At 58.9% G+C, this 14,561-nt stretch carries 14 protein-coding genes; 12 read left to right on the top strand and 2 right to left on the bottom strand.

The window, feature by feature from the left end; translation table 11 throughout:
* The first annotated feature begins 211 nt into the window (after positions 1 to 211).
* From V7Q10_RS01395 to V7Q10_RS01380, 4 genes are all read left to right on the top strand, one after another.
* Positions 212 to 691, top strand: coding sequence for a Hint domain-containing protein (locus V7Q10_RS01395; protein ID WP_333867247.1), 480 nt, complete (start codon positions 212 to 214; stop codon positions 689 to 691).
* Positions 692 to 941: 250 nt separating this feature from the next.
* The gene (locus V7Q10_RS01390; RefSeq protein ID WP_333867246.1) at positions 942 to 1,280 is read left to right on the top strand and encodes a P-II family nitrogen regulator; all 339 of its coding nucleotides are present in this window, start codon (positions 942 to 944) and stop codon (positions 1,278 to 1,280) included.
* Positions 1,281 to 1,344: 64 nt separating this feature from the next.
* The gene (gene glnA / locus V7Q10_RS01385; RefSeq protein ID WP_333867245.1) at positions 1,345 to 2,754 is read left to right on the top strand and encodes a type I glutamate--ammonia ligase; all 1,410 of its coding nucleotides are present in this window, start codon (positions 1,345 to 1,347) and stop codon (positions 2,752 to 2,754) included.
* A gap of 190 nt (positions 2,755 to 2,944) precedes the next feature.
* The gene (locus tag V7Q10_RS01380; protein WP_333867244.1) at positions 2,945 to 3,571 is read left to right on the top strand and encodes a hypothetical protein; all 627 of its coding nucleotides are present in this window, start codon (positions 2,945 to 2,947) and stop codon (positions 3,569 to 3,571) included.
* A 36-nt stretch (positions 3,572 to 3,607) separates the two neighbouring features.
* Here V7Q10_RS01380 and V7Q10_RS01375 read toward each other — a convergent pair whose 3' ends face one another.
* Positions 3,608 to 4,471 carry a heme-dependent oxidative N-demethylase family protein gene (locus V7Q10_RS01375; RefSeq protein WP_333867243.1) on the bottom strand — a complete coding sequence of 288 codons (864 nt, stop codon included), beginning with the start codon at positions 4,469 to 4,471 and terminating at the stop codon, positions 3,608 to 3,610.
* Positions 4,472 to 4,622: 151 nt separating this feature from the next.
* Here V7Q10_RS01375 and V7Q10_RS01370 point away from each other — a divergent pair, with 151 nt between their 5' ends.
* The 5 genes from V7Q10_RS01370 (at position 4,623) to V7Q10_RS01350 (ending at position 9,152) form a co-directional block, all read left to right on the top strand.
* Positions 4,623 to 5,678, top strand: a complete 1,056-nt coding sequence (locus V7Q10_RS01370) for a dipeptidase (RefSeq protein WP_333867242.1) — start codon at positions 4,623 to 4,625, stop codon at positions 5,676 to 5,678.
* 116 nt (positions 5,679 to 5,794) lie between these two features.
* Positions 5,795 to 7,099 carry an adenylosuccinate lyase gene (purB, locus tag V7Q10_RS01365; RefSeq protein ID WP_333867241.1) on the top strand — a complete coding sequence of 435 codons (1,305 nt, stop codon included), beginning with the start codon at positions 5,795 to 5,797 and terminating at the stop codon, positions 7,097 to 7,099.
* 60 nt (positions 7,100 to 7,159) lie between these two features.
* On the top strand, positions 7,160 to 7,834 hold the full coding sequence (locus V7Q10_RS01360) for a hypothetical protein (RefSeq protein ID WP_333867240.1): 675 nt from the start codon (positions 7,160 to 7,162) through the stop codon (positions 7,832 to 7,834).
* The gene (locus V7Q10_RS01355) at positions 7,831 to 8,241 is read left to right on the top strand and encodes a FliG C-terminal domain-containing protein (protein ID WP_333867239.1); all 411 of its coding nucleotides are present in this window, start codon (positions 7,831 to 7,833) and stop codon (positions 8,239 to 8,241) included. The genes V7Q10_RS01360 and V7Q10_RS01355 overlap by 4 nt, the downstream gene beginning before the upstream one ends.
* 50 nt (positions 8,242 to 8,291) lie before the next feature.
* A complete protein-coding gene (locus V7Q10_RS01350) occupies positions 8,292 to 9,152 on the top strand; it encodes a lysophospholipid acyltransferase family protein (RefSeq protein WP_333867238.1) in 861 nt (286 codons plus the stop codon).
* Here V7Q10_RS01350 and V7Q10_RS01345 read toward each other — a convergent pair whose 3' ends face one another.
* A complete protein-coding gene (locus V7Q10_RS01345; protein WP_333867237.1) occupies positions 9,153 to 9,854 on the bottom strand; it encodes a DUF1223 domain-containing protein in 702 nt (233 codons plus the stop codon).
* 261 nt (positions 9,855 to 10,115) lie between these two features.
* Here V7Q10_RS01345 and acnA point away from each other — a divergent pair, with 261 nt between their 5' ends.
* From acnA to V7Q10_RS15610, 3 genes are all read left to right on the top strand, one after another.
* Positions 10,116 to 12,800, top strand: coding sequence for an aconitate hydratase AcnA (acnA, locus tag V7Q10_RS01340; RefSeq protein WP_333867236.1), 2,685 nt, complete (start codon positions 10,116 to 10,118; stop codon positions 12,798 to 12,800).
* Between the two features lie 222 nt (positions 12,801 to 13,022).
* On the top strand, positions 13,023 to 14,378 hold the full coding sequence (locus tag V7Q10_RS01335; protein WP_333867235.1) for an L-lactate MFS transporter: 1,356 nt from the start codon (positions 13,023 to 13,025) through the stop codon (positions 14,376 to 14,378).
* A gap of 9 nt (positions 14,379 to 14,387) precedes the next feature.
* Positions 14,388 to 14,507, top strand: coding sequence for an MFS transporter small subunit (locus V7Q10_RS15610; RefSeq protein WP_442885801.1), 120 nt, complete (start codon positions 14,388 to 14,390; stop codon positions 14,505 to 14,507).
* Positions 14,508 to 14,561: the final 54 nt, after the last annotated feature.

Genomic DNA, 14,561 nt, shown 5'->3' with positions numbered 1-14,561 from the left:
CCCGCCCGAAAGCAGAAGCCTGCGTCCTGAAATCCGCGTCCTTCTAACAAAGCCGAGCGGGGGAAGCGAGAGGAAAAATTTATTTGCTGTTTTCCGTCCGCCTCCACGAAATCCTCACAGCTTGGACGCAATCTCGCCACAGTCTGGGGGAAGAAAGTGTTAACAGAAAGTTAGCGCCCAACAGACTGGGCCGAAGACAGGGAATGGCGCGATGATCGCAACGATTTGCAAACAACCCGCTGCGGTCGCAGCCCAGCCAATCAACTATGGGCTTTTGGCCGGAACCCATATCTTGACCTTGAACGGCGAAGTCGCGATCGAACACTTGACCCCCGGGGCCTCGGTCATCACCCGCTCGGGCATGCGCAAGGTCGCAGGCATCAGCCGCATCTTGGCGCAACAGCTTCAGGTCGTTCACATCACCCAAGGTGTGCTTGGCAATGGTCGGCCGCATATCGATGTGAAGGTGGCACCGCAACAACCGATTCTCCTGCGCGACTGGCGCGCTAAAGCGCTGTTTGACACCGAGGCTGCCTTGGTCGCAGCCGAGCGGCTGATTGACGGCAGCTTTATCCGCAGCGAGGTGCTTGCCGAGGCTTGTCTTTACAGCCTGCAATTTGAACAGCCCGAAATCATCTATGTGGGCGCGCTGGAAATGAGCTGCCCCGCAATTTCCCCCAGCAAAGCCTAAAACCTGCTGCCGCCCACCAAGGCGGCCGCCCCTCGTTTTCCGCGCAGTCTTTCCGCCATCCTGCCTGAAACCGCGGCAACCCCTCCCGATTCCGTTCATAAACCGCCTAAAATAAATGCAAACAGCACAAATATTAGCCGTTTGCTGCTTTTTCACGCCTTGCAATCGCAACCATCTCGCGGCACCAATTGAAGCTGCCCTGCGGAAATGGTCACTAGCCTCAAAGACGCAGAAATCTGAGGAGTCGGCCATGAAGAAAATCGAGGCGATCATCAAACCGTTCAAGTTGGACGAGGTGAAGGAAGCTCTGCAAGAGGCTGGCGTTCAGGGTCTGTCTGTCACCGAAGTCAAAGGCTTTGGCCGTCAAAAGGGTCATACCGAGCTGTATCGCGGCGCCGAATATGTCGTCGATTTTCTGCCGAAGGTAAAAATCGAGGTGGTGCTGACCGACGATATGGTGGATGTCGCCATCGCTGCCATCATCTCTGCTGCGCGCACCGACAAGATTGGTGACGGCAAAATCTTCGTCTCGCATGTCGAGCAAGCTATCCGCATCCGTACCGGCGAAACCGGCGACGACGCGGTCTGATACGTCTACACCGGCGGGCTGATCCCCTGACCGCCATACCGAAACCCTAACGAAAGGCAGCATGATGAGCGCAGTTGCAAAAGCTCTGAAACTGATCAAGGACGAAGAGATCGAGTATCTCGACATTCGTTTCACCGATCCAAAAGGCAAACTCCAGCACGTTACGCTGGTGACAGATCTTGTGGACGAAGACTTCTTTGAAGAAGGCTTCATGTTCGACGGCTCCTCCATCGCTGGCTGGAAGTCGATTGATCAGTCCGACATGAAACTGATGCCGGATGCGTCTTCGGTCTATATGGACCCCTTCTACGCCGAAAAAACGCTTTGCGTGCATTGCGACGTGGTCGAGCCAGACACCGGCGAAGCCTATGATCGCTGCCCACGCCAGATCGCCAAAAAGGCCGAAGCCTACCTGAAATCTTCGGGTATCGGCGATGTTGCCTACTTTGGTCCCGAAGCTGAATTCTTCATCTTCGACGATGTGCGCTATTCGGTAACGCCACAAAAAGTGGCCTATCAGATCGACGCAGAAGCAGCCGCTTGGAACACCGATGCAGCCACCGAAGGCGGCAACTACGGCCACCGTGCGGGCCACAAGGGCGGCTATTTCCCTGTGAACCCAGTGGATGAAGCGCAAGACCTGCGCGGCGAGATGCTTTCGACCATGAAGCGCATCGGCATCAAGGTTGACAAGCACCACCACGAAGTGGCGACCTGCCAGCACGAGCTGGGCATGATCTTTGGCGGTCTGGTTGAACAGGCTGACAACATCCAGAAATACAAATACGTGATCCACAACGTGGCCCACGCCTACGGCAAGACCGTCACCTTTATGCCAAAGCCTATGAAGGGCGATAACGGCTCGGGGATGCACGTGAACATGTCGATCTGGAAAGACGGCAAGCCTTTGTTCTCGGGCGACAAATACGCTGATCTCAGCCAAGAGGCGCTGTATTTCATCGGCGGCATCCTCAAGCACGCAAAAGCCCTGAACGCGCTGACCAACCCTTCGACCAACAGCTACAAGCGCCTGATCCCTGGGTTCGAGGCTCCCGTGCTGCGCGCCTATTCGGCCCGCAACCGCTCGGGCTGCGTGCGTATTCCGTGGACAGAATCGCCAAAAGCCAAGCGCGTCGAGGCACGTTTCCCCGATCCAGCAGCCAACCCCTATCTGGCCTTCGCGGCTTTGATGATGGCCGGCCTTGACGGGATCAAGAACAAGATCGACCCGGGTCCAGCTTCGGACAAAGATCTTTATGACCTGCCGCCAGAAGAATTGGCAGCAATCCCAACCGTTTGCGGCTCGCTGCGCGAAGCGCTCGAATCGCTGGCGGCGGATATGGACTTCCTCTTGGCCGGTGACGTCTTCACCCGTCCACAGCTTGAAGCCTATATGGGTCTGAAGTGGGAAGAGGTTTATGCCTACGAGCATACCCCGCACCCGATCGAATATCAGATGTATTATTCCTGCTAAGGGCAGCGATCATACTCAGAAAGGCCGCCTTCGGGCGGCCTTTTTCGTTACAATCCACGGCTGTAGCCCAAGCCGATCTTGCGGCTCTCGTTTCCTGAAAAATGGTTAACAACTCGTTAACGCCACAATGTTTCCGCTATCAGGGCGCATTTGCCACGCATATTTTCCTGACTTAAGAATGGAGACAGAAATGTGCCTTTCCCCTGCGTTTCAGGTCTCGACCATTGCCGAGTTGGTTTTTTCAACCGCGCCGATTGTTAACTTTGCCCATCTGGTCAGCCAGCTCGACAAGACCCTCACCCGCTTTTCGGCGGTGCCCTGCCGCTTGCGCTGGGAAGCCGAACATTGGGTCAGCTTCGAGATGCCAGGCACCCGCATTGGCTTGGCCCAGCAAGATTTCCCGCGCAACGGCGTGGAAATGGCGCTGTGTATCTCGGTGGGTCCCTCAGATATCGCGGCGCGGGGGCAAGCAAAGCGGCTGCTCGCAGCGCAAAAACATCCAGCACTCTGCTCGCGTCTGGCCGACCATTTACACCAGCTTTATCCGGCCAACGCCATACTCTGGTATGAAACCCAAGCGCAGGTCGATCTCGATCTGCTCGAATGCCTCAGCGCACCGCGTCCGCGCCACGACCGACCGCCGCGCGCCCTGCCGCGCCTCGATGACACCCTTCTCAGCGCGCTACTGTCACGCGATTTCGACCACCGCCGCAGCCAATGCCTGACCAAGACGGCACCCAGCAAAACCGACGCGCTGACCCGCCTGCGCGCCGCAATCACGGCCCGCCCTTCCGCCTGCCTGCACGCCCAAACCTAGGACAGCCTCTGGCCTACTGGCGTGAAAAACGCACACCTATGCCGCGCCAGGCCCCAAGATCAGCTTACCCGCCGCAACCAAGCCATCGCGGGCCGCCTCTGACAGGCTCTCAAGCGGCACCAGATAGGTGTGAATGCTGAACAAAACCGCATCGCTTTTCGGCAAACGCAGCAAACATTGCCGCTCCGAGCGCAAATACCGCCCGGCCCGCTGCACCGGCTGCGGATCTGCCTCTCGCCGCGGCTGAAACAGCTCGGGCTCGGCATAGACGTTGTAATTCATCCGCCACAGCGGCTGCTCGGGCCTGATCGCATCAAACAACCGCTGCACCCGCTTGGCCAGATCAGGGCCATACTCTGCAACCGGCTGGTGGATGCCAATCATCGCGCGGCCCAGCTTTTCGGCCAAAGTCCAACTGGCCGGAAAGCACAACACCGCCGCCGTCAGCAGATGCTCCTCTCCCTGCTTTTGCATCAGACACAGATCCTCCTGCACCAGCCGCCCCAAGGTCAGCAAGGGCGCGCCACGATCCAGTGCCACCTCGACCCCATCAGGGCGCAGCACGCGGTCTGCCCCCACCACATAGCCCTTGCTGCGCGCCAGCTTGGCCAAGACCGCCTCGTAAAGCTCCTCTGCCGCCGCGCGCGCGCCCTCTTGCATCCCCAGCACCAAAGCCGGGCTTTGCGCGATCAAGCGATCCCGCTCCGCCATCTGGCCGGCAAAAGCCTCATCCACCAGCAACCAGCTGTCATCCAGCACCGGCTGTATCCCCGGCAAACGCGCGACCGCAGGCTCCATCCATGCCAGCCGTGGCAGTCTGTCGTGCAAAATCGCCATCGCCTGCCCCATCGCCCCAATCTCCACCCAAACAGCAATGCCACAATCTGCCAGCCGGCTCAAACCCCCAGGCCGAAGAAACACTTGCCACCCGCGCACCAAAGCCCGACACTCGCTCAGACATCCTTCCGTCTTTGCGCCTTCATCTGTCCCCAAATATCCCGGGGTCCGGGGCAGAGCCCCGGCGGCCCGCATAGCATCCAAAGGTCTCCACATGTTTCCAACCTTCGACGGCCACAATGACATCCTGCTGCGGCTGCACAACGCACCGCATAACCGCGAGGCGATCTGGCTGACCGGCGAGGGCAAGGGCCACCTTGATCTGCCGCGCATGCGTCGGGGCGGCTTTGCGGCGGGGTTTTTCGCGATCTATATCCCCTCGCCCATCGCGCATGACGCCCCCGACTATATGGCGGCGATGGAAAACCCGCCCTTCACGCTGCCACTGCCTGCCCTGACCGAGCCCGCCACAGCCCTACCCATCGCGATGGATATGGCAGCGCAGCTGCTGTGGATGGAGCGCGCCTCGAACGGCGGCTTCAAGATCTGCCGCAGCACGGCTGAGATCAGCGCCTGTCTCGCCCAAGGCGTGATCGCAGGCATCCTGCATATGGAGGGCGCCGAGGCGATTGATGCCAATCTTGACACGCTTTATGCCTTTCACGCCATGGGTCTGCGCTCGCTTGGCCCGGTCTGGTCGCGGCCGACGATCTTTGGCCATGGCGTGCCCTTTGCCTTCCCCGCCTCACCCGACACCGGCGCGGGTCTGACGTCGGCGGGCAAGGATCTGATCCGCGCCTGTAATGCGCTGGGCATCATGATTGATCTGTCGCATCTGAACGAGGCAGGCTTCAACGATGTCGCCCGCCTGTCGGATGCGCCTTTGGTGGCGACCCATTCCAACGCCCATGCCATCACCGCCAGCAGCCGCAATCTGACCGACCGGCAGTTGCAGATGATCCGCGATTCTGGCGGCATGGTGGGGTTGAACTTTGCCACCTCTTTCCTGCGCCGCGATGGCAAGCAATCGGCGGATATGGGCTGGCAGGATGTGCTGGCGCACCTCGATCACATGCTGGCGATCTTGGGCGAAGACCACCTTGGCTTTGGCTCGGATTTCGATGGGGCCACGCTCCCACAAGGTATCGGCGACGTCACAGGCCTGCCTGCGCTGCAACAGGCAATGATCGACCATGGCTATGATGCTGCCTTGATGCGCAAACTGTGCTTCGACAACTGGCTAGCCGTGCTTGATCGCACATGGAAATAGCGCAAAGGCGCATGGTATAGGCCCGCATCCACCACCCCTTCTCTTGCACCCCCAGCCCTCACAGGCTAAGGCGGGGCCTTACTCGCCCTTTGCCCTTGCACCGAAAGGCCTCGCCGATGATCCCACGCTATTCTCGCCCCGAAATGGTTGCTCTCTGGTCCCCCGAGACCAAATTCCGCATCTGGTACGAGATCGAGGCCCATGCCTGCGACGCCCAAGCCGCGATTGGGGTGATTCCAAAAGCCAATGCCGAAGCTGTCTGGCGCGCCAAAGACGTCACCTTTGATGTCGCGCGTATCGATGAGATCGAGGCCGTGACCAAACATGACGTCATCGCCTTTCTGACCCATCTGGCCGAACATATCGGTGCGGATGATGCGCGCTTTGTGCATCAGGGCATGACCTCTTCGGATGTCTTGGACACCACGCTGAATGTGCAACTTGTGCGCGCGACCGATCTGTTGCTTGCTGGCATGGACCGAGTTTTGGCCGCGCTCAAAGCCCGCGCTTTTGAACATAAAGACACCGTGCGCATCGGCCGCAGCCACGGCATCCATGCCGAACCCACCACCATGGGCCTGACCTTCGCGCGCTTTTATGCCGAAATGCACCGCGGCCGCGCGCGTCTGGCGCGGGCACGCGACGAAATCGCCACGGGGGCAATTTCCGGCGCGGTAGGCACCTTTGCCAATATCGACCCTTCGGTCGAAGAGCATGTCTGCAAAATGCTGGGCCTGACGCCCGAGCCGATCTCGACTCAAGTCATCCCGCGCGACCGTCATGCGATGTATTTTGCCACCCTTGGCGTGATTGCCTCCAGCATCGAAAACATCGCCATCGAAATTCGCCACATGCAGCGCACTGAAGTGCTTGAAGCCGAAGAGTTTTTCTCGCCCGGCCAAAAGGGCTCTTCGGCGATGCCGCATAAGCGCAATCCGGTGCTGAGCGAAAACCTCACCGGCCTTGCGCGTCTGGTGCGGATGTCGGTGATACCGGCGCTGGAAAATGTGGCCCTGTGGCACGAACGCGATATCAGCCACTCCTCGGTTGAACGCGCCATTGGGCCAGACACCACCATCACGCTTGATTTTGCCCTGCACCGCCTTGCCGGTCTGGTCGAAAAGCTGGTGATCTACCCTGACAACATGCTGGCCAATATGAATAAATTCCGTGGCCTTGTGATGTCGCAGCGGGTGCTTTTGGCGCTGACCCAAGCCGGTGTGTCGCGCGAAGACAGCTACCGTCTGGTGCAGCGCAATGCGATGAAGGTTTGGGAAAAGGGCGCCGATTTCAAGACCGAGCTTTTGGCCGATGCCGAAGTCACCGCAGCCCTCACCCCCGCCCAGATCGAAGAGAAATTCGACCTTGGCTATCACACCAAACATGTCGATACGATTTTTGCCCGCGTGTTTGGCGCGTAAGCATAAGTTAACTTAAGCCTGCCAAAGTTTCCCCGAGACCAGAAAGGATTCGGGGAAGTTATGGCAGGTGAACCCAACGCATTGGCACGCATTGAACCTGCGCGGCGTGCGGTCGCGGCCAAACCTGTGAAACGCGGCCTGACGCAGCCTGAAAAGGCCGCGATCATCGTGCGCTTCCTGTTGGCCGAAGGCTCGCCAGTGCCGATCAGCCAATTGCCCGATCATATGCAATCGGCGCTGACGCAAAAGATGTCACAGATGCGCACGGTCGATCGTAAAACCTTGGCCGCTGTGCTGGAAGAATTCATTGGTCAGTTGGAAGAAGTGGGGCTGTCCTTCCCCGGCGGGATCGAAGCTGCGCTTGCGGTGATGGATGGCCATATCTCGGCAAATGCCGCCTCGCGCCTGCGTCGGATGGCGGCAGCGACGCAATCTGGCGACCCTTGGGCGCGGCTGACGGCGATGCCAAACCAACAGCTGCTGCCGGTGCTGACCGAAGAAAGCATCGAGGTGGCGGCGGTCATGCTCTCGATGCTGCCAGTGGCCAAATCTGCGGAATTGCTGGGGAAATTACCCGGTGATCGCGCCCGTCGTGTCGCCTATGCCGTCAGCCAAACCGCCAGCATCGAACCCGATACGGTCAAACGCATCGGGCTTGCCTTGGCAAACCAATTGGATGCAGCCCCCCCCGCGCCTTTGACACCGATCCGGTGCAGCGCGTTGGTGCCATTTTGAACATCTCGCCCAGCCTGACCCGGGAAGATGTGCTGCGTGGGCTGGATGAGGTGGACACCACCTTCGCCCAAGCCGTGCGCAAGGCGATCTTCACCTTCGAGCATATCCCCAAACGCGTGCTTGGCCGCGATGTGCCAAAATTGGTCCGCACGGTCGAGCAAAATACTCTCGTCACGGCCCTCGCCGCCTGTTTCGGTAAACCCGAGATGGAGGAGGCCAGCGAGTTCATTCTTGCCAATATGTCCCAACGCATGGCTCAGGGTCTGCGCGAAGAGATGGCGGCCCTTGGCACCGTCAAAGACAAAGTCGGCGAAGAGGCGCATAACGCCGTGGTTTCGGTCATCCGCGATCTGGAAGCGGCAGGAGAGATTGTTTTGGCCCAAGAGGAGGACGACAGCAGCTTGTGATCTGCGGGCCTTGGCCCTATGTCTGTCGCAACGCAGCAATAAGAAACCCTATGACAAAACTGCCCTTTCAACGCTCGGCCTTTGCGCAAAATCTGGTGGCGCGCGGCCTGATTGGCTTGGCTCTGGCACTGCCCTACCGGCTGCGCGTGCCGCTGATGGGCTGGGTGTTGCGCCGGATCATTGGGCCGGTCGCGGGCTATAGCAAACGGGCGTGCGAAAATCTGGCGCTGATCTGGCCAGATATGCCGCAGGAAGATCGATCGAAGATCGCGATGCAATCACTTGATAATGCAGGCAGAACGCTGATCGAGAACTATTCGAAAACCTTCACGAAACGCCAAGCGCGCCTGACCCCCACCGGCGCAGGCCTTGCCGCACTGGATGCAGCCAAAGCCGAGGGTCGTCCCGTTATTCTGGTCTCGGGGCATTTTGGCAATTACGAGGCCGCACGCGCCTGCCTTGTGGCGCGCGGCTTTCGCATCGGCGGGCTGTACCGCCCGATGACCAACCCCTATTTCAATGCCCATTACATCCGCACCATGGAGGCTTTTGGCGGGCCGGTTTTCCCCCAAGGCCGCGCGGGCACAGCCGGATTTGTCAAACATCTTAAGGCAGGTGGCATGTTGGTGCTGCTGTTTGATCAGCGCGCGGCCGGCGAAGACATCAGCTTTCTGGGCCATCCCGCCAAAACCGCGCTTTCCGCGGCAGAACTGGCGCTGCGCTACAACGCCGAGCTGATTCCGTTTTACGCGACGCGCCAGCCAGATGGCATAAGCTTCGAGGTCGAGATGGAGGCGCCCATCGCCAAGGGCTCGGCGCTAGAGATGACAACCGCGCTGTCGCACAGCCTGGAGGCGCGGGTCCGCTCCCGTCCCGAACAATGGTTCTGGGTCCATCGCCGCTGGGCCTAGCTATTTCAGCCGTGCCGCCGCCAAAACTGCGCGCGGCCCCGCCGCCTGCACCAGCACCACCACTGGCCCGCCGCCATCTTCGGCGACCATCTGCAACGGCTGCAAGCCAGACCACTCCCCCAAAGTTTGCCACGAGGTCACAACATTGTGGTATTCAATCGTGCGGCCAGCATTCTCGCCGCGCTCGATTTCGACATTCTTGTTGTCAAGATAATGCACCAATTGCACCGTGGTGCCCGCTGGCAAAGGCTGCTGAGTTTTGCCCGCAATATGCAGCTGCCCCGCCGCGCGCGACAGCGTCAGGCTGATGGTCTTTGGCACGGCTGCCGCGGATTTGATCGCCTTGACCACCGGATGGGGATCATTGCCCACCATCCGTGCGCCACCATCGACGATCATCTGCGGCGTGTAGATCATCTTATCGCCCGCCGCCTGCGCATAGCCGCGCTGGCGGGCCGAAAATTTCGCTTGGCCAAAGGTGTCTTTCCAGCCGATGTAATCCCAATAATCCACATGCAGCGCCAGCCCGATCACCCCAGGCATCTCGACCAATTGGCCCAGCAGATCATCCGCCGGCGGACAAGACGAGCAGCCCTGCGATGTGTAAAGCTCGACCAAGACCCCCTGCTGCGACTCGGCCAAAGCCACTGTCGAAGCCGCCATCCAAAGCCCCATAGCACCGCAGACGATGTGCGTATTCATACTCTGTCTGTCCCCTTATCGATGCTTTCTTCTACATCCATCGCGCGCATCCGCACCAATCAAGGTTTTGCGAGCCAGTGTTACAGTTTATTCACTCCCATGTTGCATAACTCTTGGCAACCGTGACTGCGAGGGCTGGATTTTCGGCATACCTTTGTATACAATACCCACAACGACCCGATGATTCCCTTGCGAAGCCTGCGCCTTTGCGGCACATGCTTTGTCAGCACCACCACAAAATTCCCGCCGAAGGAGGCCTTTATGACCGTCACCGTTGGACATGACAGCTCTAAAACCCGCAAGACTTTGACTGCGGGTGGACAGACTGTTTCCTATTACTCGATTCCCGCCGCCGAAGCCGCTGGCTTGGGCGAATTTTCCAAGCTTCCCGCTGCGCTGAAGGTGGTGCTGGAAAACATGCTGCGGTTTGAAGACGGCAAGACCGTTTCGGTTGACGATATCAAAGCCTTTTCCGATTGGGGCAAAATGGCGGGAAAAAACCCGCGTGAGATCGCCTATCGCCCTGCCCGCGTGCTGATGCAAGATTTCACCGGCGTGCCCGCCGTGGTTGACCTTGCCGCAATGCGCGACGGCATTAAGGGTCTTGGCGGCAATGCCCAAGCCATCAACCCGCTTGCCCCTGTCGATCTGGTCATCGACCACTCGGTGATGATCGATGAATTCGGCACGCCGCGCGCGTTTCAAGCCAACGTCGATCGCGAATACGAACGCAATATGGAGCGGTATGTCTTCCTGAAATGGGGTCAGAACGCCTTTAACAACTTCCGGGTTGTGCCTCCGGGAACAGGCATCTGCCATCAGGTGAACCTTGAATATCTGGCGCAAACCGTTTGGACCGACACCGACCAGACCGGCCAGCAAATCGCCTATCCTGATACGCTGGTCGGCACCGACAGCCACACCACCATGGTCAACGGCTTGGCCGTGCTGGGCTGGGGTGTCGGCGGTATCGAGGCCGAGGCCGCGATGCTGGGCCAGCCAGTTTCGATGCTGATCCCCGAAGTGGTCGGCTTTAAACTGACCGGCGAGATGATCGAAGGCACCACCGCAACCGATCTGGTGCTGAAGGTCGTGCAGATGCTGCGCAAACACGGCGTGGTGGGCAAATTCGTCGAATTCTACGGCGAAGGTCTGGACCGCCTGCCTTTGGCAGACCGCGCCACCATCGCCAATATGGCGCCCGAATATGGCGCGACCTGCGGCTTCTTCCCGATCGACAATGAAACCATCCGCTACCTGCGCAACTCGGGTCGTGACGAGGCGCGCATTGCCTTGGTCGAAGCCTATGCCAAGGCCAATGGCATGTGGCGCGACGCGGATTATGCGCCGATCTACACCTCGACCCTGCATCTGGATATGGGCGAGATCGTGCCGGCAATTTCCGGCCCGAAACGCCCGCAAGACTATCTGCCGCTGACCGATGCCGCCGCAGGCTTTGCGCATGAGATGGACGCCACCTTCAAACGCGCCATGGGCACCGAAGTGGCGGTTGCAGGCCAAGACTACACCATGTCCAGCGGCAAGGTTGTGATCGCCTCGATCACCTCTTGCACCAATACCTCGAACCCCTATGTGATGATCGGCGCGGGCCTTGTTGCCCGCAAGGCCCGCGCTTTGGGCCTGAAATCAAAGCCTTGGGTGAAAACCTCACTGGCACCCGGATCGCAAGTCGTGTCGGAATATCTGAACGCGGCCAATCTGCAAGAAGACCTCGATGCGGTCGGCTTTAACCTTGTCGGCTATGGTTGCACCACCTGCATCGGCAACTCGGGCCCGCTCGACCCCGCGATTTCGGCAGCGATTGCCGAAGGCGATCTGGTGGCAACAGCCGTTCTGTCGGGCAACCGCAACTTTGAAGGCCGGATTTCGCCGGATGTGCGCGCCAACTATTTGGCAAGCCCGCCGCTGGTTGTGGCCTATGCGCTGGCAGGCGATATGAACATCGACCTGACCAAGGAACCTTTGGGCATGGGCACCAATGGCCCTGTGTATCTGAAGGACGTTTGGCCCACCAACAAAGAGATCTCGGATCTGGTGGAATCCACCGTCACCCGCGCGGCTTTCCAGAAGAAATACGCCGATGTCTTCAAGGGCGATGAGAAATGGCAGGCGGTGAAAATCACCGACTCGGAAACCTACGACTGGCCATCGACCTCGACCTACATCCAGAACCCGCCCTATTTCAAAGGCATGTCAAAAACGCCGGGCGTGATTTCGGATATCAAAGACGCCCGCGTGCTGGCCTTGCTGGGCGATATGATCACCACCGACCACATCTCGCCCGCAGGCTCGTTCAAAGCTGGCACCCCTGCTGGCAAATACCTGATGGACCGTCAGGTTCCGCAGGCCGAGTTCAACTCTTATGGCGCGCGTCGCGGCAACCATGAAGTGATGATGCGCGGCACCTTCGCCAATATCCGCATCAAGAACGAGATGCTGGACGGTGTCGAAGGCGGCTACACCAAGGGCCCAGATGGCGCGCAAACCTCGATCTTTGACGCCTCGATGGCCTATCAGGACGCGGGCACGCCTTTGGTGATCTTTGGCGGCATCGAATATGGCGCAGGCTCCAGCCGCGACTGGGCGGCCAAGGGTACTGCGCTTTTGGGCGTCAAGGCCGTGATCGCGGAAAGCTTCGAGCGTATTCACCGCTCGAACCTGGTTGGCATGGGCGTTATTCCTTTCGAGTTCACCGGCGGCGAAACCCGCAAAACCCTTGCCCTGACCGGCGACGAGGAGATCAGCATCGACGGTCTTTCCGGCGATCTGAAGCCTTTGTCGAATGTGGCCTGCCATATCAAATTTGCAAATGGCATGACCAAAACCATCCAGATCAAGTGCCGGATTGATACAGCCATCGAAAAAGAATACGTCGAACATGGCGGCGTTTTGCACTATGTGCTGCGCGACCTCGCATCGCGGTAATCTGAAAAATCCGTTTAAAAACAAGGCCAGAAGCAATTCTGGCCTTGTTTTTTTGCCGATTTCGCTGACCTATACCTTCGGATACAGGCACCAAAATTGCACCCGCCTACGACCAAAGTTGTATCTTGCGTAGATCTTTGGTGGTAATATTTTCTTGCCAATTTCTGGTAATAGCTTAGGTTCCCCGAACGCGACAAAAGGTCGCAAATAAGGGAGGTCTCTATGTCTTCATCAAGCTGGCTCGACAGAGCCAATACCGTCGCCCCCCCCGGCTTTAGCCGTTGGATGGTGCCACCGGCCGCCTTGTGCATTCACCTGTGCATCGGCCAAGCCTACGCGTTCAGCGTGTTCAACCTGCCGATGTCGAAGCTGATCGGCATCACAGAATCCGCCCCCGACGATTGGAAACTGACCTCGCTGGGCTGGATTTTCTCAATTGCCATCGTTTTTCTCGGTCTGGCTGCTGCTTTTGGCGGCACATGGCTTGACCGCGTCGGCCCGCGCAAGGCGATGGTCGCAGCGGCTGCCTGCTTTGGCGGCGGCTTTTTGGTTGGGGCCGCTGGCATCTCGACCCACCAGTTGTGGCTGGTCTATCTGGGCTATGGCGTCTTGGGCGGCATTGGTCTGGGGCTTGGCTATATCTCGCCAGTGAAAACCCTGATCACTTGGTTCCCAGACCGTCCAGGCATGGCAACCGGCATGGCGATCATGGGCTTTGGCGGCGGCGCTTTCGTGGCCTCCCCGCTTTCGGTGATGCTGATGAAGCATTTCTCGACCGAGACCCATATCGGCGTGGCCGAAACCTTCATGGTGCTGGGTGTGGTCTATTTCATCGTGATGATGATTGGTGCGATGTTGGTGCGTGTACCTGCCGAGGGCTGGAAGCCTGAAGGCTGGACCCCGCCAGTTGTGCAAAACGCCATGATCACCACGCAGAACGTCCATATCGACGACGCGATGAAAACCCCGCAGTTCTGGCTGCTTTGGGGCGTGCTTTGCCTCAACGTGACCGCGGGTATCGGCGTGCTTGGCCAAGCCTCGGCAATGAGCCAAGAGATGTTCCCAGGCCGGATCACCCCAGCCTCTGCTGCGGGCTTTGTTGGCCTGTTGTCGATCTTTAACATGCTGGGTCGCTTCTTCTGGGCATCTACATCTGACTATATCGGCCGCAAAGCCACCTATATGTGCTTCTTTGCACTGGGCATCGTGCTTTACGCGATCGTGCCATGGTCGGGTCAGACCGGCAGCATCTTCTTCTTCGTTGCCTTCTATGCGGTGATCTTGTCGATGTACGGCGGCGGTTTCTCGACCATCCCAGCCTATCTGCGCGATGTGTTTGGCACCCGCTATGTTGGCGCAATCCACGGCCGTTTGCTGACCGCTTGGTCGGTGGCTGGCGTGCTGGGTCCGGTTCTGGTGAACTATATCCGCCAGTATCAGATCGACAGCGGCGTGGCCAAAGCCGATGCCTATACCGTGACCATGTATATCATGGCAGGTCTGCTGGCCGTTGGTTTTGTGCTGAACCTGATGATGAAACCCGTCGACGCCCGTTTCCACATGACCGGCGAGAAGTAGGAGCTTTGAATGTCTAACGAAACCAAAACCACGACGCTTCAACTTGTGCTGGCTTGGAGCTTGGTCGGCGCGCCGCTGATCTGGGGCTTTCTAAAAACCATGGGCAACGCGATGGCGCTGTTCCAGTAAACTCCGCGTAAAACAACAGAAACCCCGTCCTTTTGGGCGGGGTTTTTCTATGGC

The organism is Cypionkella sp., from assembly GCF_036782355.1.
Taxonomy (GTDB): domain Bacteria; phylum Pseudomonadota; class Alphaproteobacteria; order Rhodobacterales; family Rhodobacteraceae; genus Cypionkella.
The sequence above is the reverse complement of the archived record's forward strand: the minus strand, read 5'-3'. Positions and strand labels throughout refer to the sequence as shown.